General features: G+C 66.8%; 26 protein-coding genes. 2 read left to right on the forward strand and 24 right to left on the reverse strand.

All coding sequences use genetic code 11. The annotated features are described in order from the left end of the window. Window positions 1-17 precede the first annotated feature (17 nt). Window positions 18-221 (forward strand): hypothetical protein, encoded by a 204-nt coding sequence (locus tag FB460_RS09550; RefSeq protein ID WP_142093907.1) that lies wholly within the window; start codon window positions 18-20, stop codon window positions 219-221. Here FB460_RS09550 and pstS read toward each other — a convergent pair. The 21 genes from pstS to FB460_RS09655 all read right to left on the reverse strand — a co-directional run bounded on the left by pstS (window position 214) and on the right by FB460_RS09655 (window position 21,666). Continuing rightward, on the reverse strand, window positions 214-1,296 hold the full coding sequence (gene pstS, locus FB460_RS09555) for a phosphate ABC transporter substrate-binding protein PstS (protein WP_211345968.1): 1,083 nt from the start codon (window positions 1,294-1,296) through the stop codon (window positions 214-216). The two genes, FB460_RS09550 and pstS, sit on opposite strands and share 8 nt — an antisense overlap. 270 nt (window positions 1,297-1,566) lie before the next feature. Then, window positions 1,567-2,754 (reverse strand): glycoside hydrolase family 3 N-terminal domain-containing protein, encoded by a 1,188-nt coding sequence (locus FB460_RS09560; RefSeq protein ID WP_142093909.1) that lies wholly within the window; start codon window positions 2,752-2,754, stop codon window positions 1,567-1,569. After that, on the reverse strand, window positions 2,751-4,178 hold the full coding sequence (locus FB460_RS09565) for a mycothione reductase (protein ID WP_142093910.1): 1,428 nt from the start codon (window positions 4,176-4,178) through the stop codon (window positions 2,751-2,753). Before FB460_RS09565 ends, FB460_RS09560 begins: the two co-directional genes overlap by 4 nt. A gap of 100 nt (window positions 4,179-4,278) precedes the next feature. Further along, window positions 4,279-5,349, reverse strand: coding sequence for a c-type cytochrome biogenesis protein CcsB (gene ccsB / locus FB460_RS09570; protein WP_342775217.1), 1,071 nt, complete (start codon window positions 5,347-5,349; stop codon window positions 4,279-4,281). Between the two features lie 14 nt (window positions 5,350-5,363). Beyond that, entirely contained in the window at window positions 5,364-6,926 is a 1,563-nt protein-coding gene (gene resB / locus FB460_RS09575; protein ID WP_142093911.1) for a cytochrome c biogenesis protein ResB, read from the reverse strand. Next, on the reverse strand, window positions 6,896-7,645 hold the full coding sequence (locus tag FB460_RS09580; RefSeq protein ID WP_142094304.1) for a cytochrome c biogenesis CcdA family protein: 750 nt from the start codon (window positions 7,643-7,645) through the stop codon (window positions 6,896-6,898). Before FB460_RS09580 ends, resB begins: the two co-directional genes overlap by 31 nt. Window positions 7,646-7,701: 56 nt before the next feature. Further along, the gene (locus FB460_RS09585; RefSeq protein ID WP_142093912.1) at window positions 7,702-8,268 is read right to left on the reverse strand and encodes a TlpA family protein disulfide reductase; all 567 of its coding nucleotides are present in this window, start codon (window positions 8,266-8,268) and stop codon (window positions 7,702-7,704) included. Next, entirely contained in the window at window positions 8,268-8,918 is a 651-nt protein-coding gene (locus FB460_RS09590; protein WP_142093913.1) for a histidine phosphatase family protein, read from the reverse strand. Before FB460_RS09590 ends, FB460_RS09585 begins: the two co-directional genes overlap by 1 nt. A gap of 15 nt (window positions 8,919-8,933) precedes the next feature. Continuing rightward, window positions 8,934-10,241 carry a glutamate-1-semialdehyde 2,1-aminomutase gene (gene hemL, locus FB460_RS09595; RefSeq protein ID WP_142093914.1) on the reverse strand — a complete coding sequence of 436 codons (1,308 nt, stop codon included), beginning with the start codon at window positions 10,239-10,241 and terminating at the stop codon, window positions 8,934-8,936. 65 nt (window positions 10,242-10,306) lie between these two features. Next, window positions 10,307-11,281, reverse strand: coding sequence for a porphobilinogen synthase (hemB, locus tag FB460_RS09600; protein ID WP_142093915.1), 975 nt, complete (start codon window positions 11,279-11,281; stop codon window positions 10,307-10,309). Then, complete coding sequence (locus tag FB460_RS09605; RefSeq protein ID WP_246044354.1) at window positions 11,278-12,915, reverse strand: bifunctional uroporphyrinogen-III C-methyltransferase/uroporphyrinogen-III synthase; 1,638 nt, start codon at window positions 12,913-12,915, stop codon at window positions 11,278-11,280. Before FB460_RS09605 ends, hemB begins: the two co-directional genes overlap by 4 nt. A gap of 27 nt (window positions 12,916-12,942) precedes the next feature. Further along, entirely contained in the window at window positions 12,943-13,923 is a 981-nt protein-coding gene (gene hemC / locus FB460_RS09610; protein WP_142093916.1) for a hydroxymethylbilane synthase, read from the reverse strand. Further along, complete coding sequence (locus FB460_RS09615; RefSeq protein WP_142093917.1) at window positions 13,920-15,164, reverse strand: glutamyl-tRNA reductase; 1,245 nt, start codon at window positions 15,162-15,164, stop codon at window positions 13,920-13,922. Before FB460_RS09615 ends, hemC begins: the two co-directional genes overlap by 4 nt. Before the next feature lie 21 nt (window positions 15,165-15,185). Next, window positions 15,186-15,875, reverse strand: coding sequence for a redox-sensing transcriptional repressor Rex (locus FB460_RS09620; RefSeq protein ID WP_246044355.1), 690 nt, complete (start codon window positions 15,873-15,875; stop codon window positions 15,186-15,188). Between the two features lie 130 nt (window positions 15,876-16,005). Further along, complete coding sequence (locus FB460_RS09625) at window positions 16,006-16,314, reverse strand: glutaredoxin family protein (RefSeq protein WP_142093919.1); 309 nt, start codon at window positions 16,312-16,314, stop codon at window positions 16,006-16,008. A 7-nt stretch (window positions 16,315-16,321) separates the two neighbouring features. Continuing rightward, window positions 16,322-17,380 carry a lysophospholipid acyltransferase family protein gene (locus FB460_RS09630; RefSeq protein WP_142093920.1) on the reverse strand — a complete coding sequence of 353 codons (1,059 nt, stop codon included), beginning with the start codon at window positions 17,378-17,380 and terminating at the stop codon, window positions 16,322-16,324. Continuing rightward, the gene (locus tag FB460_RS09635; protein WP_142093921.1) at window positions 17,373-18,401 is read right to left on the reverse strand and encodes an NAD-dependent epimerase/dehydratase family protein; all 1,029 of its coding nucleotides are present in this window, start codon (window positions 18,399-18,401) and stop codon (window positions 17,373-17,375) included. Before FB460_RS09635 ends, FB460_RS09630 begins: the two co-directional genes overlap by 8 nt. 21 nt (window positions 18,402-18,422) lie before the next feature. After that, entirely contained in the window at window positions 18,423-18,524 is a 102-nt protein-coding gene (locus tag FB460_RS09640) for a 30S ribosomal protein bS22 (RefSeq protein WP_142093922.1), read from the reverse strand. Window positions 18,525-18,668: 144 nt separating this feature from the next. Next, complete coding sequence (locus FB460_RS09645; protein WP_142093923.1) at window positions 18,669-19,820, reverse strand: acetoin utilization protein AcuC; 1,152 nt, start codon at window positions 19,818-19,820, stop codon at window positions 18,669-18,671. Further along, window positions 19,820-20,602: a pyrroline-5-carboxylate reductase gene (gene proC / locus FB460_RS09650; protein ID WP_142093924.1), complete on the reverse strand. Its 783-nt coding sequence runs from the start codon at window positions 20,600-20,602 to the stop codon at window positions 19,820-19,822. Before proC ends, FB460_RS09645 begins: the two co-directional genes overlap by 1 nt. 26 nt (window positions 20,603-20,628) lie before the next feature. After that, window positions 20,629-21,666 carry an aspartate-semialdehyde dehydrogenase gene (locus FB460_RS09655; protein ID WP_142093925.1) on the reverse strand — a complete coding sequence of 346 codons (1,038 nt, stop codon included), beginning with the start codon at window positions 21,664-21,666 and terminating at the stop codon, window positions 20,629-20,631. Window positions 21,667-21,803: 137 nt separating this feature from the next. Between FB460_RS09655 and FB460_RS09660 the strand changes: the two genes are divergently transcribed. Then, window positions 21,804-22,757, forward strand: a complete 954-nt coding sequence (locus FB460_RS09660) for a cation diffusion facilitator family transporter (RefSeq protein WP_246044356.1) — start codon at window positions 21,804-21,806, stop codon at window positions 22,755-22,757. Window positions 22,758-22,821: 64 nt separating this feature from the next. On the opposite strand, the gene FB460_RS09665 is transcribed toward FB460_RS09660, so the two are convergent. From FB460_RS09665 to FB460_RS09675, 3 genes are read right to left on the reverse strand one after another with little or no spacing between them, the layout of a single operon-like run. After that, window positions 22,822-23,658 (reverse strand): CPBP family intramembrane glutamic endopeptidase, encoded by an 837-nt coding sequence (locus FB460_RS09665; RefSeq protein ID WP_142093927.1) that lies wholly within the window; start codon window positions 23,656-23,658, stop codon window positions 22,822-22,824. A 20-nt stretch (window positions 23,659-23,678) separates the two neighbouring features. Then, the gene (locus FB460_RS09670) at window positions 23,679-24,473 is read right to left on the reverse strand and encodes a sugar phosphate isomerase/epimerase family protein (protein WP_142093928.1); all 795 of its coding nucleotides are present in this window, start codon (window positions 24,471-24,473) and stop codon (window positions 23,679-23,681) included. Window positions 24,474-24,501: 28 nt separating this feature from the next. After that, window positions 24,502-25,494 (reverse strand): Ppx/GppA family phosphatase, encoded by a 993-nt coding sequence (locus FB460_RS09675; RefSeq protein ID WP_142093929.1) that lies wholly within the window; start codon window positions 25,492-25,494, stop codon window positions 24,502-24,504. Between the last annotated feature and the right edge of the window lie 24 nt (window positions 25,495-25,518).

The following is a 25,518-nucleotide window of genomic DNA, read 5'->3' on the forward strand; positions in this document are numbered from 1 at the left end:
CCTCTCCGAGTAGCTGGATGGACCTGTCTGAACTCGCTGACAACGCTGGGAAGGAGGCGTATTCGCAGGTACGAGGCCTCGATCACATGTGGGCCTTCATCAGCGAGTGGACGCCGACCCATGGGCATGGCCGACAAAGTGTCGGCAAGGGCGTGACGCCCAGCCCGACGACGCACGTCGGACTGGGCGTCACATCTGGTCACAGGGACCAGGTCACTTGATGGCCTCGATCGAGGCGTTGACCTGCTCAGCGAGCTTGGGCGACAGCGGGGCCGAACCGGCAGCCTCTTCGGCAGCCTTCTGGCCTTCCTCCGAAGCCATGTAGGAGAGGTAGGCCTTCACGAGCTCGGCCTGTGCGGGATCCTGGTACTCGGCGCACGCGATGGCGTAGGAGACCAGGACGATCGGGTAGCCCTCACCCTTGCGGTTGAGCTCCATGGCGAGGTCGTGCTCTTCACGGCCTTCCTCGACCGGCGAGTTCTCGACGATCTGGGCGGCGGACTCAGGCGTGAGCTCGGAGAAGTTACCCTCCTCGCCGACCTTGGCCTGGGCCAGGTCGCCGGCCTGCGAAGCATCGGCGTAGCCGATGGTGCCGGTGCCGTTGGTGACGGCGGCCACGACACCGGAGGTGCCCTTGGCGCCTTCGCCACCCTCGGCGGCCCACTCACCGTCCGGCTCGTGCGGCCAGGCGTCGGGAGCGACCTCGCTGAGGTAGGAGGTGAAGTTCTCGGTGGTGCCCGAGTCGTCCGAACGGTGGACCGGGTGGATATCGGCATCGGGGAGCTCCGCGTCAGGGTTCAGCTCGGCGATGGCCGGGTCGTTCCACTTCTTGATCTTGCCGTCGAAGATCTTGGCGGTGACTTCGGCGTTCAGGTTGAGATCGTCGACGCCCTCAACGTTGAAGATGATGGCGATCGGCGAGATGTACATCGGCATGTCGTAGGCGATGGAGCCCTCGGCGCAGCGACCGAACTCACCGGCCTTGTTCTCATCTTCCTTGAGCGCACGGTCGGAACCGGCGAAGTCGGCGCCGCCTCCCATGAAGGCCTCACGGCCCGCGCCGGAGCCCTCGGGCGCGTAGGAGACCTGAACGCCGGGGTTCTGGGTCATGAATTCGGCGACCCACTTCTCCTGGGCGGCCTGCATCGACGAGGCGCCGATGCCGGTCAAGGTGCCGGACAGCTCCGAGCCGCCCTCGCCACCTTCGCCGCCGGTGGGCTGTTCGTTGTTGGCGCAGCCGGAGAGGACGAGGGCACCAGCAGCCGCAACGGCAGCCAGCTTGGCGAACTTGTGCATCTTCACGATGTTTCTTTCCTTCGTGTCGAGTATGGCTCCAGCGAACTGGAGGAGAGGCCGCGCTTCCGCGACTCCCGGGCATCTGACCCGTGCCACCGTCGAAAGTAAGAGTGCAGAGTGTCCTGTTCAGCACCTCCGGGTTAACAATGGGTTAACTGAGGCGTCGATGTGCAAATCGTTACATTCTGAGACGCCACTCATACTGGCAATGATCCTCAGCACCCTTCTCAGGTGGCTTCGGGACACCCCACGAAGGCATGCACACGAGGTTCAGGAAATGCCACAGGAGCCTTCGTGAAGAGCGGAGATCCGGGCGACCTTCTCGTCCAACGACTTCTCGAACTCCGGATCATCCTTCGCCCGAGCGAGCACCCCCTCTGTCATCTCGGACTGGATCGAGGGATCTCCGTTGATGACGATGTCACCACCGGCCGCCAGGAACCGCACAGCACGCTCTCCCGGCGTCACATCGGCCACCTGAGCCGCAGCACCCATGTCATCGGAGATCACGACCTTGTCGAAGCCGAGGTCACCTCGAATCATCTCCTCGATGACGACCGGCGAGAACGCCGCAAGGTTCTCGGGGTCGATGCGTTCGTACTTGGCCGTCGCCACCATCACCGAATCGACACCCGCGTCCTTCACGGCCCGGAATGATTCCAGACCAGGGTCGTCCTGCGCGGTACGGTCGTCCACCACGTCGGCGGAGAAGTCAGTGTTCCCCTGCACCGCCCCCAGGCCCGGGAAGTGCTTGACCGAGGTCAGCTGCCCGCCCTGCTGCATTCCCTTCACATAAGCAGCGGCATGCCGCCCCACCGCTCCAGGATCCGACCCATAGCCGCGCTCAAGCGCCGCCACCGGTTCATTGTCGGTCCCCACCTCCTCGGGCACGACATCTGCCACCGGTGCGAGGTTCATGTCGACCCCGGCAGCGGTCAGCTGTTCGCCCCACGTGGCAGCGCCACCGGTGAGCTCCTGTGCCGACATCTCGGCCTGCTCGGCCGCCGACGGCATCGTGTCGAAGCCCGGCCCCTGCAGACGCTGGATCTGTCCACCCTCCTGGTCGGCTGCGATGAGAACGTCACCGTTGGGATCGAGCCCCTGCACGATCCCACGCACACCGTCGACGCCCGCCGTGGTGTCCCCCAGCAGCACCACGGCCTTGATGCGGTTCTCCTCCATCGTCAGCCGATAGGTCTCGTCGACGGGCCCCGCGGTGGTGTCGCGCCCCATCATGAACAGGTACCCGACCTTCTCCTCGAGCGAGATCCGTGCCGGATCGATCGCGCAGGCGTTGGTGGGCGTCGGTGTCGATGTCGGCGCCGCGCTCGGCGATTCGGAAGCGACCGGTGACGAAGACTCCTCCGGGCTCGGTGCGGCATCTTCGGGTGCCTGCCCGCAGGCGGCGAGCAGCGTCAGGATCGAGACCGTCGCAAGGGGAGCGATGAGACGTTTCATGGTTCCTTCCGATCGACAGGCAGCGCCAGCAATGCGTTCTCGACGAGTTCGGTGAGCGCGGGGTGGATCCAGTACTGCCCCGTGGCCATGGTGCGCACATCGAGCCCGGTGGCCATGGCCTGCACCAGGGGCTGGATGAGGATCGACGCCTCTGGCCCGATGATGTGGGCTCCCAACAGCGCCCCGTCACAACGGGCGACAAGTTTGCAGAAGTGATCCTCGTCCTCCATCGCCCACCCGTAGGCGACGCTCCCGTAGGGCTGGGTGACCGTCACGACGTCATCGAACTCTTCGCGCGCTGCAGATTCGGTGAGCCCGACGGCGGCGACCTGTGGGTGGCCGAACACCGCTGCGGGGACGGCCTCATGATTGACGGCGATCGGCTCCTCGGAATGCAGCAGATTGTGCTGCACCACCTTCGCCTCATGGTTTGCGACGTGCTTGAGCTGGAACGGCGAGCTGACATCGCCGAGGGCGAAGATGTGCGGCTGGCTCGTGCGCTGATGTTCATCGACGACAACCCGCCCGTTTTCGACGGTCACCCCGGCGGCATCGAGCCCCAGACCGTCTGAATTGGGGATCCGACCGGTCGCGTTGAGCAGAGCCTCGGCAGTGTGTTCCCGTTCGACGCCCTCGGCGTCCTTGGTGCGGACGATGACGCCTTCCCCACCGCGGGCCACCGACACCACCGGCTCGTCCAGGTGCACCGGAAGGCGTCGGCCCATGATCTCGGTGAATCTCTGTGAGATCTCGGCGTCATGCTGACGCAGCAGTGCGCCGGATCGATTGATGATCTGCACACGCGTGCCGAAGGACGCGAAGATGTGCGCGAACTCGGCCGAGATGAAGCCTCCACCGAGGATGATCAAGGATGCGGGCAATGTTTCACGACGCATGATGTCGTCGGAGGTGTGCACGGTGATCTCATCCGCCCCGGGCACTTCGAGACGGCGGGGCCTCGATCCGGTCGCGATGACGAAGCGGTCCGCGGTGATACGACGGGTGGACCCGTTGGCGCTTGTCACGTCGAGGGTGTGGGCGTCCACGAAGCGCCCCTCCCCCTCCAGGAGGGTGACGTTCTCGTTCTGGTGCCGCCAGTCCCGGCCCCCGGAGCTGATCTGGTCGATCCGCCCGAAGATGCGGTCTCGGATCTGCCCCCAGTGAGCCCGGTGGAACTCCAGGTCGACGCCGAGCCGCGACGCGTCCGGCGCCGAGGCCGCCAGCGTCGCGGGATGGGCATACATCTTGGTGGGGATGCACCCGACGTTCAGACAGGTGCCGCCGAAGGCCCCCGTGCTACCGACACCACGCTCCACCTGGGCGATGCTCAGATGCTCCAGGCTCTCATCGATGAGGGAATTGGCCGATCCCGAGCCGATGATGCACAGGTCGTGGTGGGTCGCTTGCGGGGTCTCGACAACCATGCGAGCCACTCTAACCAGTGCGGTCCACACATCACCGCGTCTGCCACGGGAGCACCACCATCCCTGGAGGGAATCGCGCCCCCTTCAAGGTGCCCGAGGGTCACTTGGCGTAGCTGTGCAGTCCTTGGACGAACAGGTTGATACCCACGTAGTTCCACCAGAACAGCAGGCCGCCGATGATCGAGATGATCGCCGCAGGCGTCCCACGCCATCCGGCGGTCGAGCGGGCGTGGAGGTACGCGGCGTAGACCGCCCACGTGATGAGCGACCATGTCTCCTTGGGGTCCCAGCCCCAGTAGCGCCCCCAGGCGTACTGCGCCCAGATGGCCCCGGCGGCGATGACGAAGGTGAACATCGGGAAGGCGAATGCCGCACACCGGTAGGCGAAGGTGTCGATGGCCCGGGAATCGGGCAGCTTGGCCAGATAGCCCCGGACCTCCCCGCGCCGCTCGGCCCGTTCACGGACGATGTAGAGCACCGACGCGATGGCCCCGACGGTGAAGGCCGAGCCCGACGCCATCGCGGCGCTGATGTGGAACATGAACCACGTGGAATGCAGCGACGGCACCAGCGGGGAGACGTCCACATAGAACACGGTGACGGCCAGCCCCAACCCGATGGAGGAGAACAGGGCCACGAAGAGACCCAGCCAACGCATGGACCATTTGAGGTTCATGACGAGATAGGCCCCGACCAGGAGCGCCAGGGAGGTTGCGGTGAACTCGTGCATATTGGCCCAAGGGGCCCGATCTGCGGCGAGCCCACGGGTGACGACCGCGGCGAGATGCACGAAGAACGCCACCGTGGTGAAAGCCAACCCGACGCGTCCGAACTGATCGACGCGCAACCGGTCGTTCTCGGTCTCACGACGGGCTCCCCCATCCCCGGCCCGGGCCTCCAGCCCGGCTTCATCGCCCATCTCATCGCGGCCACCGGCCGCCCCGACAAGTACCTTCACTCGGCGACGTTTCTTGGGCGGCTCGGCCGTCGCGTTCTTCGCCGCCGCCCACTCCACGGTGTGCGCCGCTCCGGCGAAGAGGTACACGACGGCTGCCACGACCATGGCTTGGAATGAGAACTCCGCGTAATCCATCATGCTCCGTTCGAGGTGGTCGAGCCGAGCATACGCGTCCCAGCCGAACCGGATCGGCCGTTTCGACAGCCCAGCCACAGGTTCACGTTGAACTAATCGTGCCGGGTCTCCTCTCCCAGAACGCTTTCGGCGAGCTGTTCCACCTCATCGGCAAGGCCGGTGCGGGCGTCGGCGCGGTCGAGCCCGGCCACGTCGAGGCGGTCATCGTCGACGCGCACCCACAGGCGTCGGGGCCGCACGAACAGGGACAGGCACAGGCCGAGGACGGCGACGATGACCGACGCCAGCGTGAAGCCCATGCCGGGCTGGTGCGAGACCTGCAGGCGCACCCATCGTTGATATCCGTCGAAGGTGATCGTCCCCCGGCCATCGGGGAGTTCGACGGTCTCCCCCACGTCCATCTTGAACGCCAGGGGCGATCCGTCGGGGCGGCTGAACTGCTCGAGCCCGTTCTTGTCGAGGGTGTGCACATTCGTGGGAACGCCCGTCTCGTGCTTGGGCGGACCGTGGTAGGCGGTCAGGAACACCTGTGGCTTCAGCGCGTCGGGGAACAACGACCGTGGGCCCATCTCATCGACGGTTCCGGTGGGGAGGAAGAACCCCTCGAATCCGAGTCGTTCGGGACGCGCATCCACGGCGTTGATCACGCCGGTCGATGTCAGGTTTCCGTCCTGGGGCATGAACATCGACGGCCCCTGCCAGGCGATGTTCCCGTCCCCGTCGCGCACCGTCATCTGCGGCGCATATCCATGCCCGAGCAGGTGGATCTGGGTGTTGCGGACCTCGAGCGGCTCGTTGAGGCGGATCACGTATTCACGCGGCTGTGCGCCGGGTTCGTCGACGACCCTGGTCAACAGCGCGAACTCACGCGGTTGTCCGGTGTTGACCTCGCCCTGCTCGAACTGTGCCTCGAAGTCCTCCACGACCACCGAAAACGGCGCGAGGTCGGCGTCGGTGAAGGCGGGGCCGGAACTGATCTCGTCGTACTGGGTCAGGGTGTTGGAGAAGCCCTGCCCGACCAACACATTGGAGGTGCCTCGATAACCGAACGTCACCGTCCAGGTGATACCGATCAGCAGGAAGACCAGTGAGATGTGGAAGACCAGGTTGCCGAACTCACGCAGGTACCCCCGTTCAGCCGACAGCGCCCCCCGTTCACGACGCACACGGTAGCGATGCTGCTTCAGCCAGGCCTCTCCCCTGTCGAGAGCCGACGCCGCCGATCCGCTTCTGGGCGCGGACGCCGACACCGGCATCCGATCGAGCCGGGAGGGAACGGCGACCGGTTCGGCGCGGAGAGCCCGGGCATAGACGAAGCACCGGGGAATGATGCAGCCCACCAGGGAGATGAGCAGCAACAGGTAGATCGCTGAGAACCACGGGCTCGTGTAGACGTTGAACAGCCCCAGGGCTTCGTAGACACCGCCGAGCCGGGGGTTGTCGGTGAGGAACTTATCCACCTGCGCCGGCGAGACCGGACGCTGCGGGATCAACGACCCAGGGATCGCCGCCAGGGCACCGAGGAACAACAGGCTCAGGGCCGTGCGCATCGAGGTGAGCTGCGTCCACAGGAAACGCGCGAACTCGAGGGGGGTCAGGGCACTCGCCCGCGTCTTGTCACCGGTCACAGGATCACTCCGAATTCGGCGGCCCATTGCTGCACGAAGCCCATCAGGTAGGCCCACCATCCGGTCACCAACAGCACGCCCACCACGATGAGCATGCCCCCGCCAAGGCGTAGCAATACCTGCTGGTGACGCTGCACGAACCCGACGAGTGGGCGGACCCGGGTGAAGGCCAGTGCCGCAACGATGAAGGGGATCCCCAGCCCCAAGGCGTAAGCAGCCATGAGGATGCCACCCCGCATGGCCGATCCCTCATTGAGGGAGAGCCCCAACACCACCGCGAGGGTCGGCCCGATGCAGGGGGTCCAGCCGATACCGAACAACAGGCCCAGCAGTGGCGAGGCCGCCACGCCGACGATGGGCCTGGTCTGCAACCGCAGATCGACCTGCCCGAACTTCAGGACGCCGGCGAACATGAGACCGAGCACGATGGTCAGCACCCCCAACACCACGGCCAGCAACCGCGCATGGGCATGGAGCGCTGCCCCCACCGTGCCGGCGAGCACACCGGAGGCCACGAAGAAGACCGCGAATCCGAGCACGAATCCCAAGGACCCGAGAAGCATGCGGCCACGGGCACCGCGCCCGGCCACCACATCGGCCGCACTCATCCCCGTCATGTAGGAGACATAGCCCGGCAGCAACGGAACCACGCATGGGGAAAGGAACGAGACCAGGCCGGCAAGCATCGCCACCGGGATGGCCAACAACATGCTTCCGCCCACGGCATCGGCCGCCCACGTCCCCATGTCGAGGGGCGGGAGCACCATGGGCACCGGGCTCAGCGGCGGGGCCTGGATCGGGGTCACCGTCCCTCCGCCGTGTCTCGGACGAGCTCGGTCAGCGTCCCCTCATCGACCACACCGATGATGCGGGCCGCCACGCGTCCCTCGGGGTCGATCACGAGGGACGACGGGATACCCGAGGGTGGCAGTTGCCCGGCGAACTCGAGGAGTGTCTGGCCCTGCGGATCGAAGATCGAGGGATAGGTGATCTCGAAGTTCCGGACGAAGGCCTGAGCCGGCGCCGGGTCGGGGTCACGGGTGTCGATCCCGACGAACACCGCCACATCCTTCGTCGCCTGATGCGCGGCTTCCAGGTCGGGGGCCTCCTTGCGGCAGGGCGCACACCACGAGCCCCACACGTTGATCACGACCACCTTGCCGGGGTGATCGGTGGTCAGCGGCTCCCCATCGAGTCCGTCACCGGTCACCACGGGGGCCTGCTCACGTTCGGCCACCGGCACCACCGTCAGGCCGGTGTCGCCCTCCACGAACCCGGTACCACCGTCACCTCCGGAGCTGCAGGCCCCGAGCGCCAGCAGAATGGGCAGAGCCGACAGAAGTGTCAGGAGTCGGGCCAGGCGGACCATCAGGCCCCTGCCACGAACTTCTTGCCCTTCTTGGCCGGCACCAGATCCGCGCAGGGGTCGGCGTATGAGACCTGGGTGATCCGCCCGTCCTCCACGGCGAAACTCGTCAGGCTCGCCAAGGAGCACTCGCGCTTGCGGGGATCGTGGACGAGCGCGCGTCCCTCCGCCGCGAGACGGGCCATCCAGATCGGCAGCTGGTGCGAGACGATCAACGCCTCGTGGCCCTCGGCCTGCGCCGCCGCATCGAGGATCGCCTCATGCATGCGTGCCACGATCTCCTGGTAGGGCTCACCCCACGAGGGGCGCAGCGGGTTGCGCAGGTGCCACCAGACGCGGGGGTCGGCGAACGAACTCGCCGAGGCCGAGAACACGCGTCCCTGAAGCTTGTTGGAGGCCTCGATCACGCGGTCGTCGATGACGACCTCGACTCCCTCGTGGTTGCGGCTCACCGGTTCCATGGTCTCGCGGGCCCGCTCCAGCGGGGAGCAGCGGAGGTGGACGATGTCGAAGTCCGCCGTGTACTCGGCCATGCGCTCGGCCATCTTCTGGCCCACCTCGGAGAGGTGGAAGTCGGGCAGGCGTCCGTAGAGGATGCCGTCGGGGTTGTGCACCAACCCGTGTCGAAGCAGGTGGACGGTTGCTCGGGCCATGGGGAACTCCTCGGGTCAGTTGACTGCGGCAGCGGCGCGTGCGGCTGCGGGGAGTGCGGAGGTGATGCGATCCAGCACCGAATCGTGGTGCGTGCTCGAACAGAACCACGTCTCGAACGCGCTCGGGGGCAGGTGGACACCGGCGTCGAGCATCGCATGGAAGAACGCTGCGTAGCGCTTGGTGTCGGTGGTCTGGGCCGATGCGAAGTCGGTCACCGGCTGGTCGGTGAAGAAGACGCTGAACATCGAACCGTTGGAGTTGATGACGTGCGGGACGCCGGCCTCCTCCAGAGCCCGGCCGGTCTCACCACGGACGATCTCGGCGGCTCGGTCGACACGCTCGTAGACGGCGTCATCGGCGAGTTGCAGGGTCTTGAGACCGGCGGTGGTGGCCACCGGGTTCCCGGCGAGCGTCCCCGCCTGATAGACGCCGCCCACCGGCGAGAGGTGCGCCATGTACTCGGCCCGACCACCGAACGCGGCGGCGGGGAAACCACCACCCATGACCTTGCCGAAGGTCATGAGATCGGGCTCGACGCCGTCGAGGCCGAACTGGCCCGAGCGGGTCACACGGAAGCCCGTCATCACCTCGTCGCTGATGAACAGCGCACCGTGCGCGTGACAGACGCGCTTGCAGAACGCGTTGAAGTTCTCCCCGTCGACCACCGACGGGGGCACGACGCCCATGTTGCCCGGTGAGGCCTCGGCCATGACCGCCGCGATGCGGTCACCGTGCTCGGCGAAGACGGCCTCGAGCCCGGCGCGATCGTTGTAGTCCACCACGAGGGTGTCGGCGGTGGTTCCGGCCGTCACCCCGGGCGAGGACGGTTCTCCACCGTGCAGCGTCGCCACCCCGGAACCCGCCGCGACCAGCAGGGAATCGACGTGCCCGTGGTAGCAGCCGGCGAACTTGACGATGAGGTCGCGCCCGGTGATGCCACGGGCCAGACGGATGACCGTCATTGTGGCCTCGGTACCGGAGTTGACCATCCGCACCTGATCCACCGGCGTCCGCTCGATGATCGCCTCGGCGAGCTTCGCCTCCACCTCGGTGGGGGCTCCGAAGGACGTGCCGTGTGCCACGGCGGCACCGACGGCATGGATCACCTCGCTGTGCGCGTGACCCAACAACATGGGGCCCCACGAGCAGATGAGGTCGACGTACTCGTTGCCATCGACGTCGTAGAGGAACGGCCCCGAGGCACGCTCGATGAAGCGCGGGGTACCACCCACGGAGCTGAAGGCACGCACCGGGGAGTTCACACCACCGGGAACCAGTTGCCGGGCATGCGCGAAGATCTCTTCCGAGCGGCTGATATCCATGCCCCGCAGTGTAGACGGAAGCAACAATGTGCACCCGGCTGCGGCGCGCCGCCGGTAGCGGTGGCTCAGTTCATACGTTGTTGAGCCAACTCCAGAGCCCAGTACGTCAGGATGATGTCGGCACCGGCCCGGCGGATCGAGGTGACGGTCTCGGCCATCGCGCGGTCGCGGTCGATCCAGCCCTGCGCGGCCGCGGCCTCGACCATCGCGTACTCCCCCGACACGTTGTACGCGGCGATCGGCACGTCACACATCTCGCGCGCCATCCGCACCACGTCGAGGTAACCGAGCGCGGGCTTGACCATGATGACGTCCGCCCCCTCGGCGAGATCCAACTCGATCTCCCGGGCGGCCTCACGCAGGTTGGCCGGATCCTGCTGATACGTGCGGCGGTCCCCCTGCAGCGACGACGCGACAGCCTCACGGAAGGGTCCGTAGAAGGCCGATGCGTACTTGGCGGCGTAGGCCATGAGCGTCACCGAGTCGTGCCCGGCCGTATCCAGGGCCGCGCGGATGGCGCGCACCTGCCCGTCCATCATGCCGCTGGGCGCCACCACATGGGCTCCCGCTTCGGCGTGCTGAACCGCCATCTCCTGGTAGCGCTCGACGGTCGCGTCGTTGTCGACGACCCCGGATTCGGTCAGAACCCCGCAGTGGCCGTGATCGGTGAACTCGTCGAGACAGACATCCGTCATGACCAGGCAGTCATCGCCCACCTCCTGCCGCACGCGGGCGATCGCCACGTTGAGGATGCCCTCGGGATCGGTGGCACCAGATCCCTCGGCGTCCTTCTCCTCCGGCAGACCGAACAACATGATGCCGCCGAGCCCTGCTGCGGCCGCCTCAGCAGCGGTCTGCGCGAGCGTGTCCAGGGTGTGCTGCACCACGCCGGGCATCGACGAGATTGGACGCGGCTCGGTGAAGCCTTCACCGACGAAGGCCGGCAACACCAACTGCTCGGGACGCCATGAGGTCTCGGCGACCATCGCCCGCATCGTCGGGTTGGCGCGGAGTCGACGAGGGCGTGGGATCGAACTCATCGACGCGACCTCGGCTTGCGATCCGACGGCTTGGTGACCTTCTCACCGGCCTCCATGAGCTGATCACGACGCTCGGCCGCGAAGTTGGCGAGGGCGTCGGCCAGCTCGACCGCACCGGGTTGGCCCGCCATCACGTCCACCTGCAGACCGTGCTCTTCACACGTGCGAGCGGTCTGCGGGCCGATGGCTGCGATGACCGTCTGCGGGTGGGGCTTGCCGGCGATACCCACGAGGTTGCGGACCGTCGAGGACGAGGTGAACACCACCGCGTCGAACTTGCCGGTCTTGATGGCGCTGCGCGTCGGCGCCGGCGGCGGGGCGGCACGAACCGTCCGGTAAGCGGTGACGTCCTCGACCTCCCAGCCAAGATCCGACAGACCGGTCGACAGGGTCTCGGTGGCGATGTCCGCCCGCGGCAGGAGCACCCGGTTGATCGGATCCAACACATCGTCATAGGGCGGCCACTCCGCGGCCAGGCCGGCGGCGGACTGCTCGCCGGTCGGCACCAGATCCGGGTCGATGCCCCAGTCACGCAGCGCCCGCGCGGTGACCTTGCCCACGGCGGCCACCTTCAGACCGGAGAACGCGCGGGCGTCGAGACCGTAGGCTTCGAACTTCTCACGCACGGCCTTGACGGCGTTGACCGAGGTGAACGCCACCCATTCGTAGCGGCCCTCCACCAGGCCACGGACGGCGCGCTCCATCTGCTGGGGGCTGCGCGGCGGCTCGACCGAAATGGTCGGGACCTCCTCGGAATGGGCCCCATAGGTGCGCAACCGGTTCGTCATGGGCCCAGCCTGGTCCTTGGTCCGCGGAACCAGGACGCGCCACCCGAACAACGGCTTGGACTCGTACCAGACAAGATCCTCACGCTGCGAAACAGCAGGGCCGATGATCACGTGGACCGGCTCCTCGTCGGGAATGTCCTTGTCCGTCAGGAGATCGGCCAACTCGCCCAACGTCGTCTCGAACGTGGACTGGTCGGTGGAACCACCGTGGATCGTCACCAGTGTCGAATCCTCGGCAGGTCGCCCCGTGCTGAGAGCACCCGCGGCGATCTCGGGAATCAGGCGCGCAGTGGAGGCGATCACGAGGGTACCGGTGCTGGCCCACTGCGCGGCCCGGGTCTTGGTGATGTTGTCGCCGGTCCGAACGAAGTGGGCACCGGCCTCGGTGAGATCGATGCCCGCGTACTCCGGCATCGCGGTGAGGCTCGAGACGCCGGGGACGATCTCGAAGTCGATACCGCCCCGGGCGCAGGCCGCTGCCTCATCGGCGACACCCGCGTCGAGGAAGGGGTCACCCGCGACCAGACGCACCACGCGGCCACCGTCGGCAGCGAGCTTGAGCACCGAACGTGCCCGCCCGCTGGGCGGCAGCGGCTTTCCACTCGCCTGTGCCTCCACGACCCGCACCGGAACCGTGTCGCCCACCGTCACGGCCGGATGATCGAAGATCGCCCGCAGGTTGTCATTGTCGAGCACGACCGCAGAAGCCTCTGCGATGGCCGAGACCGCCCCCAGGGTGAGCAGGTCGGGATCGCCGGGGCCCGCCCCCACGAAGATCACGCGACCACGAGCCGCGGGCGTCGACAGCGGGAAGGCCGATTCGGTCGGGGCGGAGTTGGTGCTCACTGGTTCACTCGCGTTCTGCTGTGGGGCTTATCGGTGCTCCGGGTCGGCGGGTGGTCCACCCAACAGACCCAGGGTCGTGTGCGCGAGACTCGCTCCGGACGCCACGGCGTCGGCGAGGGTGCAGCGCCCCTCCGTCTTCACCAAAGCGTCCGAATCATTGCTCGTCGAGTTCTCTAGATACGTTCTCCCAGCAACAGCGACGAGAGTCAAGTCATCATCGGAATCCGGGTGTGCTATAGGCCGCGCGTGCACCCCGACCGGCGCCAGACACCCGGCCTCCAGCACGCGCAGGAACTCTCGTTCAGCCTCAACCGCAGCGCGCGTGACCCGATGGTCCAGCGACGCCACGGCGGCGCGCAGGTCCTCGTCGGCGTCCGCGGCCATCTCCAGGGCCAACGCGCCCTGCCCGGCGGCGGGGACGACGGCGTCGAATCCCAGCGCGGTGGCCGGGAGCCCCGAAACCTCCGGCTCACCGGACCATCGCCCGAGGCGACGCAGGCCGGCCGCAGCCAACAACGTGGCGTCCACCTGCCCTTCACGGACCAGACCGATGCGACGATCGACATTGCCGCGGATGGGCACGAACTCCACGTCGATCCCTCGGGAGGCGAAGTGGGCGCTGAGCTGCGTCGCGCGGCGTGGCGAGCCGGTTCCGATACGCATGCCATCGCGCACTTCGTCCGGGTGCACACCGATCAACACATCGGCGGGATCCTCCCTCTCGGGCACCGCGGTGATCTCCAGACCTTCCGCAGGGGCCGTGGGGAGGTCCTTCAGTGAGTGGACCGCGAGATCGATGCCTCCGGTTATCAACGAATGACGCACCGCCTGCGCAAAGACGCCGGTGCCACCGATCTGCGTCAGATGTCGTCGGTCCACATCACCGGTGGTCGTGACGCCCACGAATTCACAGGTGAAGCCTGCTGCCTCGAGCTGCCTGGCCACCGACATGGCCTGGGCCGTGGCCAGCGGCGAGGTACGGGCACCGATACGCAGAGTTCTCATCATGGCTCCCGGACGGCGTCCACGAGCGCCTGATCGAGGGCGAACAGGTCACGCAGAGCGCGCGCGTAATCGTAATCAGTCGAGGACGCGGCGGCCTTCTTCACGTTGACCGTCGGCTGGTGCAGGAGCTTCTCGATCACCCGACGCATGGACTGACGGATCTCCTCGTACTGGGCGTCCTCGAGCCCGGGCAGACGCTGCCGCAGCCGCTGGTGCTCGAGCTCGAGCACGTTGTTGCCCAAGGAGCGGAGTGCCACGACGGTCGGGGTCACCGCAGCGGCACGACGCAACGCAACGAAGTCGGAGACCTCCTGGCGGACCAACTGGTTGGCCGACTCCACCTGGGCCTCGGTGGCCGGGTCGGCATGCTCGCTGACGAGGCGATCGAGATTCATGAGCCGGACGCCCGGGAGCTGTTCCACGTCGACGGAGACATCCGGGGGGAGCCCGAGGTCGATGATCTCGCGAACAGGCGTGGCCGCGATGTCTTCAGGCATCAGGTGAACACCCAACGCACCGGTGCAGGACATGAGCACGTCGGTGCTGGCCAGCACGCTGGGCAGCACATCCATCGGCCGGGCCGAACCGCCGACGATCTCCGCCAGACGCTCGGCCTTGGCGAAGGTACGGTTCACCACGGTGACATCTGCCCCGCGATCAGCCGCGGTGTGCGCGGCGACGGCGGCCATCGACCCCGCCCCGACGACGGTGACCGAACGGCCGGTCAGATCGTCGAGACCGAGCACATCGGCCGCAGCACTCACGAGCGAACGGCCGGCACTGCCGATCGAGGTCTCGGTCTGCACACGCTTGCCGACGCGGAGAGCCTGCTGGAACAACGCATTGAGGGTCGTGCCGATCGTCCCCTCCCCCTGCGCGACGGTCAGGGCCTTGCGCACCTGCCCAAGGATCTGGTGCTCACCGGCGACAGCCGAATCGAGGCCACCGGCCACCATGAATCCGTGCTGGACGGCAGCCTCCTCATAGAACACCGAGCAGTGATCGGAGAGGTCGCTCTCGGCAAGGCCGGCCATGGCGGCGAGCTCGGTGACGATGACTTCGAGTCCGCCATGGAACCGCGTCGAGGCCACATAGACCTCGGTGCGGTTGCAGGTGGAGAGGACCAGAGCCTCGGCGATGAACTCCGACTGTGTCACAGCATCCAACAGCTTGGCCGACTCAGCCGCATCCATGGCAAGTGCCGACAGGATGTGCATCGGTGCCGTGCGGTGCGAAACGCTCACCACAAGGACATTCACCGGGCGTCAACCGCCTTCCATGGGACCCGCGCCGACGCGCAGCTCCTCCGCAACTCGGGGCGCCCCAGAAACCGGAGCCTGTGCTGTGGGCCGATGATACGCCAAAATCTCCAATTCTGAACCGAGGTCGACCTTGCGAACCGCCACATCGGGCCCGACCACCAGTCGCGTCGGAGCGAAGTTGAGGAGGCTGCGGATCCCCAGATCGACGAGCAGATCGGCCACCTCCTGCGCGGCCCTCGCCGGCGTGGCGATGATGCCGATCGTCTCAGCCGGAGAGGTGACCACACCTGGCAGTTCGACCATGGAGCGCACCCCCGGCTCGGCGGGAAGGATGTCGAAGAGTCCTTGGACGCGGAAGCCACGCCCACCGAAGCCGGCGTGATTGGCGAGCGCCCGCCCCAGGTTCCCCGCTCCGACGATGACGACGGGGACATGCGTGGTATCCCCCATGTGGTGGCGCAGCTGTTCACGGAGATAGGGCACGTCATAACCGACGCCACGCACGCCGTAGGAACCGAAGTGGGAGAGGTCCTTGCGAAGCTGGGCGGAGTTGACGCCGGAGATCTCGGCCAAGGCACTCGAGCTGATCGTGGCGACCCCGTCACGGTGAAGACGATCCAGCGCGGAGCGGTAACCCGCGACCCGGCCGACGACGGCTTCGGGGAGATCGAGCGTCTCACCCTCGTCCTTCACGCACCCCTCCTCGCACCGCAGCCTTCGCACACGGATTCTAGCCAGATCCACCATCGGGTCCATTCCTGAAGCCCCCAGCCGGCGGGAAGGGACGAGCAGGCGCGCCACTGACCCGCCACCCCGAGGTCAGTCAGGGTGTCCGGTCGAGCGCGGCCTTCAGATCTTGCGGATCCAGGCCCCAGTAACCCAAGCGCTTCCCGTCCACGAATGTCACCGGGACGTGGTCGGTGTAGGCGGACCGCAGGGTCTCGTCGGCGTCGACATCCTGCGTCTCCCACCGGACGCCCTTCGCCCCGCAGACCTCCTCGGCTGTCGCAGCCGCTTCCACGCACAGACCACAGCGCTCCCGCACGAGGATGACCACGCGGGACGCGGCATCCACCGGGGACGGAACAGGCTCGGTGCGGCGTCGACGCCATGGCCAGCGGATCTCACCCATGTTCCGCTCACCCCCAGAAGGGGTGTCGGCGCTCCTCCAGCAGCGCATACAGCCGGTTCTGAATCCCCAGACGCACGCGGTCGGTGGTCCGGAAGACCGCCATGGGGTCGTCCGCCGTCCCCTCGGGAAGGTCGGCTGTGACGATCGGCTCACCGATCTCGATGATCCACTTGACCGGCAGCGGGATCGCCCCGAGCATCCCGAACCACGGGAAGAACGGCGTGACCGGGAAGTACGGGAGCCCCAGCATGCGGGCCAGCGTCGGCGCCCCCGAGATCAGGGGGTAGATCTCCTCCGACCCCACGATCGCAACAGGGATGATGGGCGCGCCGGCACGGACCGCGGTGGAGACGAATCCTCCTCGGCCGAACCGCTGCAGCCGATAACGCTCGCCATAGGGCTTGCCCAGGCCTTTGAAGCCTTCGGGGAACACCGACACCAGTTCCCCCGCCTCGAGGAGGGCGTCGGCGTCCTCCCGGCGGGCGACCGTGGCACCGATCCGGCGGGAGAAGTCGTGCACGTAAGGAGTCTCGAACACGAGCCCGGCCCCCAGGAGCCGTATGTGGCGACCGGTGTCGCGATGCACCATCGCATGCAGGATCAGAGCGTCCCACGGGAGCGCTCCGGCGTGATTGCTGACCAGCAGCGCCGCTCCTTCTGCAGGGAGATTCTCGGCCCCACGCACTTCGATGCGGAACCATTTCTCAGCCACGACTCGAAGCAGCGGCATCACGATGCGCTCGGTGAACTCGGGATCGAAACCGAATTCATCCACCGCGTATTCGCCGGTCAAGCGCGAGCGGGCGAAGTCACGGAGTTCGTCACAGGACCCATCCCAGTCGACCCCCAACCGGCGAGTCAGCCGGAAGAACTCCTCTTCGGGATCGACTCCCTCGGCGACGCGGATGAGATCTTCCATGAACGGCAGGTCCGCCGCTCCTGAGGAACGTGCCCAAGAGGCGAGCTGACGCCCGGCCCCGCGAGCCGCCCCAAGAAACTCACCGACGACGGCCGCCCAGCCCTGGTGCTCGGCCCCCTCACCACCGGTCATGTTCTCATCAGCCATCTCGCCTCCGCAGAAAAGTACTGACGGCCGCCCCGAGACCATCGATGGCACGTGTGGCGCGATCGACATTCGCCGCCGAGAACAGACCGGGCGTGCCGAAGGCCGCGAACTCCTCCACAGTGCGGGCCGATGAGTAGTGCGCGGTGAATCCCGCGGCCTCGAGCCGGGTCACGTCCATGACTCGACCATAGGTGACCTCACGAAGCTCACCGGTACCGATACGCGCCCCCGCACGGCGCACACCGCCGGCCTCGATCAACGCAGGAGCCCACGATCGTGCGACGTCGATATTCGGCCGCCCCATGATGCGAAGCACCCTGGTGAGTGGGAGTGCATCGGCGGCGGCCACGTTGAAGACCCCGGCGACCGATCCCGTCACGACGTGCCGACACGCGTCAACGGCGTCGAACGGGTGGAGGAACTGCATCCGCGCATCGAAACCCATGGGTTTGGGCACCACGGGCAGGGAGAGGAAGCGGCCAAGACGGCTGTCGATCTCAGCCCCGAGGACTGCGGCGAACCGCAGCGTGGTAGTGCAGATATCGGGCCGATGCTCGGAGAGCCCTTTCAGATAGGCCTCCATCTCAGCGGCATCACGGCCAAAAGGAGACCTGCCGGACCGAGGAAGATCGGATACCTCACTCACGCGCGTCGGCCCGGAGGCCGAGGCTCCGTAGACCTCACCGGAGCTGATCGCCACGACATGACGCACTGTGGGAAGGGGCTGGCAGACCGCGAACAACCGCATGGAACCCAGAACGTTGAGTTCCTTCCCATGCGCTCCACTCAGATCATCGCTGAGGGCCGCGTGGACGACAGTGTCCGGCTCCAGCTCCGCCAGTGTTCTTCCGAGCAGAGGGCTACGCAGATCAGCGCGCACGAACCGCGCACGCCCAAGATCATGCGTCGGGGGCACCAGATCGATCCCGACGACCTCGAACCCCTCGATACCGGCCAGGGACCGAGCCATCCGGGCAGCGATATCCCGCGACACCCCGGTGACCAGGACGACGCGGGACACGACAGCTGCCCTGACTATGGCTTACTTGCCAGCCTTGCGGCGCTGGATGCGCGTACGCTTCAGCAGCTTGCGGTGCTTCTTCTTAGCCATGCGCTTGCGGCGCTTCTTGATGACCGAACCCACAGATCGTGCCTTTCGCGAGTGAATGTGGCCGACTGCCGACCAAGACCATCACTTTACCGGGACGATCCCCACCGCCACAAACCCGCGCTTCGGCCCGGTGCTGTCGCACCGACAACAGCACCGCTCCATCACAGGGGCCGCACCTCAGAAACCCGGGTCCATGCCGAGCTCGGGATACACGGCCCGGCGCGTGGCGATGATCGCCTGATCGAGCCGGGAGGCGGGGTTGAAACCGAAGTCGATCGTGTCGTGTTCGGTACTGCAGCCGTCGCCCATGCCGGTGGGCGCCGTTCCACCGAACTTCGCGACGTACATCTCGCGCCACTCCTGCGGCGTCGGCGTCGCCGGGTCGATCGGCTGGCCAGCCACGACACCGAGCAGGTGCGCCCAGGCGCGCCCGACCACCTCGCGGGAATACCCGCCGCCGCCGATCGCCACCCAGCGTCCGCACGCGTGGGCGTCAGCGAGATCGGCGACCAGGCGATAGCTCTCGGCCAGACCGTCCAGGCTGAGCCGCAGATCGGTGAGAGGGTCGAGCCGGTGGGCATCACAGCCGTGCTGAGTGATGATGATCTCCGGGGCGAATGCCTCCAGCACATCGGGAACGACCGCGCCGAAGGCTCGCAGCCAGTCTGCGTCCTCGGTGATCGCCGGGAGCGCGATGTTCACCGCACTGCCACGGGCTCCAGAACCTCCGGTTTCGGTGGCGAACCCGGTACCGGGGAAGAGATGGATGGGTGATTCGTGGATGCTGACCGTCATCACCGAAGGGTCGTCATAGAACATCTGCTGGACGCCGTCGCCGTGGTGGGCGTCGATGTCGAGATAGGCGATGCGCTCGGCACCGCGCTCCTTGAGCCAGGCGATGGCGACCGCGGCATCGTTGTAGACGCAGAAGCCGCTCGCCGCACCCGGCATCGCATGATGCAGGCCGCCGGCGATGTTGACCGCCCGGTCGGTGCGCCCGGACCACACCAGTTCGGCGGCAGTCACCGTGGCTGCGCAGATCCGCGATGACACCTGATGCATTCCCTCGAAGATCGGGTTGTCCTCGGTCCCGATGCCGTGCTGGACGCTCAGCCGTTCACGTTTGACCGCGTCGATGTATTCAGGCTCGTGAACGAGTTCCAACAGTGCGTCGTCGGCCTCACCGGGAGGGACGATCTCGAAGGCATCCAGCACGCCCAGACAACGAGCCAGTTCGACCGCGGCACGCACCCGGTGCGGGCCCATGGGGTGTTCGGCCCCGAAACTGTATTCGGCCAGCCCTTCGCCATGCACCAGGTGGGGCTTCATCAGGATCGTCCCAGTTCTTCACTTCGTTGACGCGCGGCCTCGACGGCATCGGCGATCGCCGGACGCAGCCCATGCCGATCCAATGCCCGCAGTCCCTGCACCGTGGTGCCGCCCGGAGAGCTGACCTGCTCTCTCAGCTCCACCGGATGGGTGCCGGCGTCGAGCATGGTCGAAGCGCCCAGGAAGGTCTGCACCGTCAACCGCGTCGCGACCGGACGAGGCAGCCCCTGTTGGACGCCTGCTTCGATCATCGCGTCAACCATCGCGAAGACATACGCCGGCCCCGAGCCGGAGACTCCGGTGGCCGCGTCCTGCAGCCGTTCGGGAAGGACCTCCACGATGCCGACGGCTTCGAGCAATGACCGCACCAGCGCGAGGTGGTCGTCCCCGGTATGCGTTCCCGGCGAGACGATCGAGACGCCCCGCCCAACCCGTGCCGGGGTGTTGGGCATGACCCGTGCCACCGGGTTGGCCGTTCCCAGAGCGGATTCGAGCGTCGCCACCGAAACGCCCGCCGCGACCGAGATGACGACCGCATCCGGATCGAGGTGATCGGCGACCTGCCCGAGAAGCCCAGCGATGGCGTCGGGCTTGACCGCAACGAGGACCGCGTCGGCCCCCGGCACCATTTCCTCGATCGTGCCGTGGCGGACACCCGAACGTGCGGAATCCACGGCCGGGTCGACGGTGGCGAGGTCGGAGGTCGGCCATCCCTTGGCCACGAGGCCGTCGAGAATGGCTCCTCCCATGTTCCCGACGCCGATGACGGTCACACGCGACATGCTCTCTCGCTTCCTTCGGTTCGTCCTCAGTTGCTGACGCCTCGGCCCGCAGCCACCAGTTCGGCCACCTGAACCGTGTTGAGGGCGGCTCCCTTGCGCAGATTGTCGTTGGACACGAACAGCGCAAGCCCCTTGCCCTCCGGGGCGGAGTGGTCGGCGCGGATGCGGCCCACCAGGGACGGATCGACACCGGCGGCGTCCCGAGGGGTGGGCACATCGGCGAGCTCGACGCCGGGGGCTTCCTTGAGCAGTTCGATGGCCTTCTCCGGTGTCATGTCGCCGGAGAACTCGGCGTTGATCGACAGCGAGTGGCCGGTGAACACCGGGACACGCACGCAGGTCCCCGAGACCAACAGGTCGGGGATGTGCAGGATCTTGCGCGATTCATTGCGGAGCTTCTGCTCCTCATCGGTCTCCAGCGAGCCATCGTCGACGATCGAACCGGCGAGTGGGAGCGCGTTGAAGGCGATGGCCTTCGGGTAGGGACCGGTGTCGGACGGCATCGCGTACTGTCCGTCGTGGGTGAGGCGCGTGGGATCCTCGGTGCTCTTCACCTGATCGGCGAAGGCCTGCACCGCGGCACCGCCCGAGCCCGAGACCGCCTGGTAGGTGGAGACGATCAGACGCTTCAATCCCGCTGCCTCGTGCAGCGGCTTGAGCACCGGCATGGCGGCCATCGTGGTGCAGTTGGGGTTGGCGATGATGCCCTTGGGCGGGTTCACGGCGTCCAACGGGTTCACCTCGCTGACCACCAGCGGGACCTGCGGATCCAGACGCCAAGCACTCGAGTTGTCGACGACGATGGCACCGGCTTCGGCGACCTTCGGGGCGAACTCCTTGGAGGTTCCCTTGCCTGCGGAGAAGAGGGCGACGTCGAGTCCGCTGAAGTCGGCGGTCGCGGTGTCTTCAACCTCGACCTTGGTTCCGGCGAATTCGATCGTCTTGCCGGCGCTCCGGGCCGAGGCGAAGAACCGGATGCCGGTGACCGGGAAATCCCGCTCCACCAACAAAGTTCGGATGACTTCGCCGACCTGTCCGGTCGCTCCGAAAACGCCAACCTGCATGTGCACTCCTCCTCCGGCAGAAGCCGGATCTCCGGTTCTGGGGCTCGTTCCGCCTCCACGTGGTGATCCACGGTATCCCACAGCCCTCCCCCGCCGACACGCTGCATACGGTGTGGACAACCAGTAAAATCCTCTCGGTGAACACCAACCGCACCCAGCTACTGCGCTATGCATGGCTCTCGATCGCAGCCGCCGTCGCGACGATCACCCTCAAGGCAGCAGCATGGGTCTACACCGGATCGGTCGGTCTTCTCGCCGACGCCGCCGAATCACTGGTCAACCTCGTGGCCGCGGTGGTGGCCCTGATCGCATTGAAGGTCGCGGCGAAGCCAGCCGATCAGACGTTCAGCTTCGGACGGGCCAAGGCCGAGTACTTCTCCGCCGCAGTGGAGGGGCTGATGATCTTCGCCGCTGCCGGCTGGATCCTCATCACCTCGGTGGAGCGCTTCCTCAAACCGCAGCCCCTCGACAATCTCGGGTTGGGACTGGTCATCTCGATGGTTGCGGCGGTGCTCAACGGCGTCATCGGGCTCGTGCTGATCCGCACCGGAAAACAGCACCGGTCGGCCACCCTCGTGGCCGACGGCAAGCACCTCATGACCGATGTGGTCACCTCGGTGGGTGTTCTCGTGGGCGTGGGGCTGGTCATGCTCACCGGCTGGGAACGGCTCGACCCGATCCTCGGTTTCGCCGTGGGACTCAACATCATCTATGTGGGCATCGGGCTGGTCAGCGAAGCCGCGCAGGGCCTCCTCGATCGCACCCTGCCGGACGAGGAGAACGAAAGGATCATCGAGATCCTGCGCCGGAACACCACCGGGGAGACACGCTTCCACGGCCTGCGCACCCGGGCCGCCGGCCATCTGCGGCACGCGTCGGTACATGTCCTGGTACCGGGCGACTGGACGGTCCAGCGCGGGCATGCGTTCACCCACGACATCGAGACGCAGCTCCAGCACGCCCTTCCCGGCATCGAGGTCGTGACGCATCTGGAGCCGGTCGAGGACCCCGAGTCCTACAGCGACATGCCCGAGGGTCAGTTGCCGATCGATGACGGATTGGATCTTCCACCGGGCGCGGACACCAACTGAGGACGCCACCTCGACGCAGAGCCGCGTCTGACCGGCACAACGTCACATTGGGAGAGGCCGGGCGTCACAACCAGTCGACGCGCCCCGCCAGCATCGCGTAACCGATGAACGCGGCGATGTCGATGAAGGTGTGCGCGGCGACGAACGGCCCGCTGCGTCGCCACCGCAGGAACAGCAGCCCGAACACGATGCCCATGACCACGTTCCCGGCGAACCCGCCGAACCCCTGATACAGGTGATACGAACCGCGAATCAACGCGCTTGCCACCACGATGGCCCACCATGTCCAGCCGATCTGACGCAACCGGAGGAACAGGTAGCCGAGCATGATGACCTCCTCGACGATCCCGTTCATCGCCGCCGCCAGCATGTACACCGGGATCGTCCACCAGTTCTCGGCGAGATTGCCCGGCTCCACGGTGGTGTTGACGCCCAGCTCACGGGCCATCAGATAGAAGCCGAGCCCAGGAACTCCGATGGCGAAGGCCAGCAGGAAACCACGCAGCAGGTCCGAGGCCGGTCGCGCCAGGTCGAACCCCAAGCCATTCCCGAGGCCTCGACTGTTCGCAGAGACCGGACCATCTCCGGCGTTCCCCACGGTCTCCGGGAGCGCCGGCCGAACCCACAGCAGGTACATCACCAACGCCACGGGCACAAGACTCGTCACGATCCAGGTGAGTTGGAAGGCCAGATCCAGCCAGGGTCGGTCGGCAGCCACCGATGAGTTCATCTGCGTCGACTGCGAAGCCAAGGGCTCAGCACGCGTCATGCGATCGATGATGCGCAGGATGGAACGCAGCGCATCAGCACCCAGGGAGACGCCCAGGACCAGGAGAACCTCGAGGCCGAGACCCCGCGTCGACCCCGGAGCAACCGGCCGGTCGCCGTCGCCTCCCACCATGGCCCTATCCGGCATGGGTCTCAGACGGTGAAGTGGCGCCGGGCGAAATCGCGGGCGGCGACGAGCGTCTCCACCCGCGCGTCCCGATCCAGACCACGGGTGCTGGCCTCGAGCACGATGTGTCCGGCGAAGCCGGCCGCCGCAAGATCGGCGAGGACGCCCGCCGCGTCCTGGTCACCCTCACCGGGCATGAGGTGTTCATCGGCAAACGACCCCTTCCCGTCGGTCAGGTGCAGGTGACGCAGCCGGTCACCCCACGCGGCCACGAGTTCACGGGACCGCTGCCCCGCGGTGGAGGCGTGCGAGAGGTCGAGCGTCAGGTTTTCATAGGGCTGGTCGGTGGGGTCCCAGGTGGGCAGGTAGGCCTTGAATTCGCGTCGGGTCTTCGGCAACCGCCATGGATACATGTTCTCGACGCAGAACGTGATGCCGGTCTCGGCGTTGAGCCGATCGATGCCCTCCACGAACGAGGTTCCGTAACGGCCCTGCCAACGGAAGGGTGGATGGACCACGACGATCTCGGCACCCAACTGACGAGCCGCCTCGGCCGAGCGCTGCAGTTTGCCCCAGGGGTCCTTGCCCCAGACATCCTGCGTCACGAGCAGGCAGGGTGCGTGTACCGAGACCACCGGAACCCCGAAATGGTCACGCAGTCGCTCCACGGCGTCGACGTCCTCGGCCAGTGGATCGAGCCCGACCATCACCTCCACGCCGTCGAAGCCACAGTCACGGGCCAGTTCGAACCCCGCGGTCGTCCCGTCGGGGTAGGCGCAGCTGGTGCTGAGCGCGACGTCCACCGGCGTGGTGACGTTCATCGACGTTCCCGGGGCTGAGGTCATGGAATCAGACCGGTGTCTCGGCGAGCACGAGCCCGGGTGAGGGCGTCGGCTTCAGCGCCCGCGCGCTCGGCGATCCATTGGTGTAGAAGTCGAGGTGGTCGAGGTACGTCACGATGACGCCCTCACGCACGGCCCAGGGGCACAGATCGAGGTGGTCGATGCCGGCCAGCTCCATGACGGCCTCGGCCACGACGGCACCGGCGAGCACCTGCGGGGCCCGCCCCTCGGAGACACCAGGGAGCGCGGCACGCTGCTCCACCGGTGTGCGGTCGAGGCGATCGACCATGTCTCGCAGGGCCTCACGGTGCAGGACGCGAGGCACATACGGCCCCTCCGAGGCCGGCGCGGCCCCGGCGATACGGCCGAGCGTCCGGAAGGTCTTCGACGTCCCAACGGTCCTGTCGAACGGTGCGACACGGAGGACGTCACCGATCACCGAGCCGATCGTGGTGCGGGCGTGCCGACGCATGGCCTTGGTGTTCCCAGAGCTCCCGAAATCACGTGTCAGGCGTCCGGCGCCGAGCGGCACCGACAGCGCGACGTGGGGCTCCTCGTCACTGCCTGCCGCGATCTCCAGCGAGCCACCGCCGATGTCGAACACGCCCAGGGTCCCAGCCGACCAGCCGTACCAACGACGGGCCGAGAGGAAGGTGAGTCGAGACTCATCGGTCCCGGAGAGAACGCGGAGTTCGACGCCGGTCTCCTTCTTGCACCGCAAGATGACATCATCACAGTTCGTGGCCTCACGCAGCGCGGAGGTGACGAACGGCAGCAGGGACGAGCAGCCGGTGTCCTCGGCGAACTCTCGAGAGCTGGCGACCATCTCGATCAGGGCATCCGCGCCCTTCTTGCTCATGGAGCCGTCATCCTCGATGTGTTCGGCCAGACGCAGCTGCGACTTGTGGCTGGCCGCCGGGATCGGCGGGCCACCCACACGAGCGTCCATCACCAGCAGATGGACGGTATTGGATCCGATGTCCAGCACTCCCAGTCGCACAACATGACAGCGTACCGTCGAGTG

Origin of the sequence: Propioniferax innocua (assembly GCF_006716235.1) — a bacterium.
Classification (GTDB): domain Bacteria; phylum Actinomycetota; class Actinomycetes; order Propionibacteriales; family Propionibacteriaceae; genus Propioniferax; species Propioniferax innocua.

Excerpts from the sequence above, each read along its gene's own strand:
- FB460_RS09550 (WP_142093907.1), top strand. The coding sequence starts at position 18 with ATGGACCTGTCTGAACTCGCTGACAACGCTGGGAAGGAGGCGTATTCG.
- FB460_RS09585 (WP_142093912.1), bottom strand. The coding sequence starts at position 8,268 with ATGGTCCGCCTGGCCCGACTCCTGACACTTCTGTCGGCTCTGCCCATT.
- FB460_RS09645 (WP_142093923.1), bottom strand. The coding sequence starts at position 19,820 with ATGAAGCCCCACCTGGTGCATGGCGAAGGGCTGGCCGAATACAGTTTC.
- FB460_RS09630 (WP_142093920.1), bottom strand. The coding sequence starts at position 17,380 with ATGGCTGATGAGAACATGACCGGTGGTGAGGGGGCCGAGCACCAGGGC.
- FB460_RS09590 (WP_142093913.1), bottom strand. The coding sequence starts at position 8,918 with ATGGCCCGAGCAACCGTCCACCTGCTTCGACACGGGTTGGTGCACAAC.
- FB460_RS09665 (WP_142093927.1), bottom strand. The coding sequence starts at position 23,658 with ATGGTGGGAGGCGACGGCGACCGGCCGGTTGCTCCGGGGTCGACGCGG.
- hemL (WP_142093914.1), bottom strand. The coding sequence starts at position 10,241 with ATGGATATCAGCCGCTCGGAAGAGATCTTCGCGCATGCCCGGCAACTG.
- FB460_RS09560 (WP_142093909.1), bottom strand. The coding sequence starts at position 2,754 with ATGAAACGTCTCATCGCTCCCCTTGCGACGGTCTCGATCCTGACGCTG.
- FB460_RS09670 (WP_142093928.1), bottom strand. The coding sequence starts at position 24,473 with ATGAACGTCACCACGCCGGTGGACGTCGCGCTCAGCACCAGCTGCGCC.
- FB460_RS09580 (WP_142094304.1), bottom strand. The coding sequence starts at position 7,645 with ATGGGGACGTGGGCGGCCGATGCCGTGGGCGGAAGCATGTTGTTGGCC.
- FB460_RS09625 (WP_142093919.1), bottom strand. The coding sequence starts at position 16,314 with ATGGGTGAGATCCGCTGGCCATGGCGTCGACGCCGCACCGAGCCTGTT.
- resB (WP_142093911.1), bottom strand. The coding sequence starts at position 6,926 with ATGGGCCGCCGAATTCGGAGTGATCCTGTGACCGGTGACAAGACGCGG.
- FB460_RS09655 (WP_142093925.1), bottom strand. The coding sequence starts at position 21,666 with ATGCAGGTTGGCGTTTTCGGAGCGACCGGACAGGTCGGCGAAGTCATC.
- hemC (WP_142093916.1), bottom strand. The coding sequence starts at position 13,923 with ATGATGAGAACTCTGCGTATCGGTGCCCGTACCTCGCCGCTGGCCACG.
- pstS (WP_211345968.1), bottom strand. The coding sequence starts at position 1,296 with ATGCACAAGTTCGCCAAGCTGGCTGCCGTTGCGGCTGCTGGTGCCCTC.
- proC (WP_142093924.1), bottom strand. The coding sequence starts at position 20,602 with ATGTCGCGTGTGACCGTCATCGGCGTCGGGAACATGGGAGGAGCCATT.
- FB460_RS09565 (WP_142093910.1), bottom strand. The coding sequence starts at position 4,178 with ATGGTTGTCGAGACCCCGCAAGCGACCCACCACGACCTGTGCATCATC.
- hemB (WP_142093915.1), bottom strand. The coding sequence starts at position 11,281 with ATGAGTTCGATCCCACGCCCTCGTCGACTCCGCGCCAACCCGACGATG.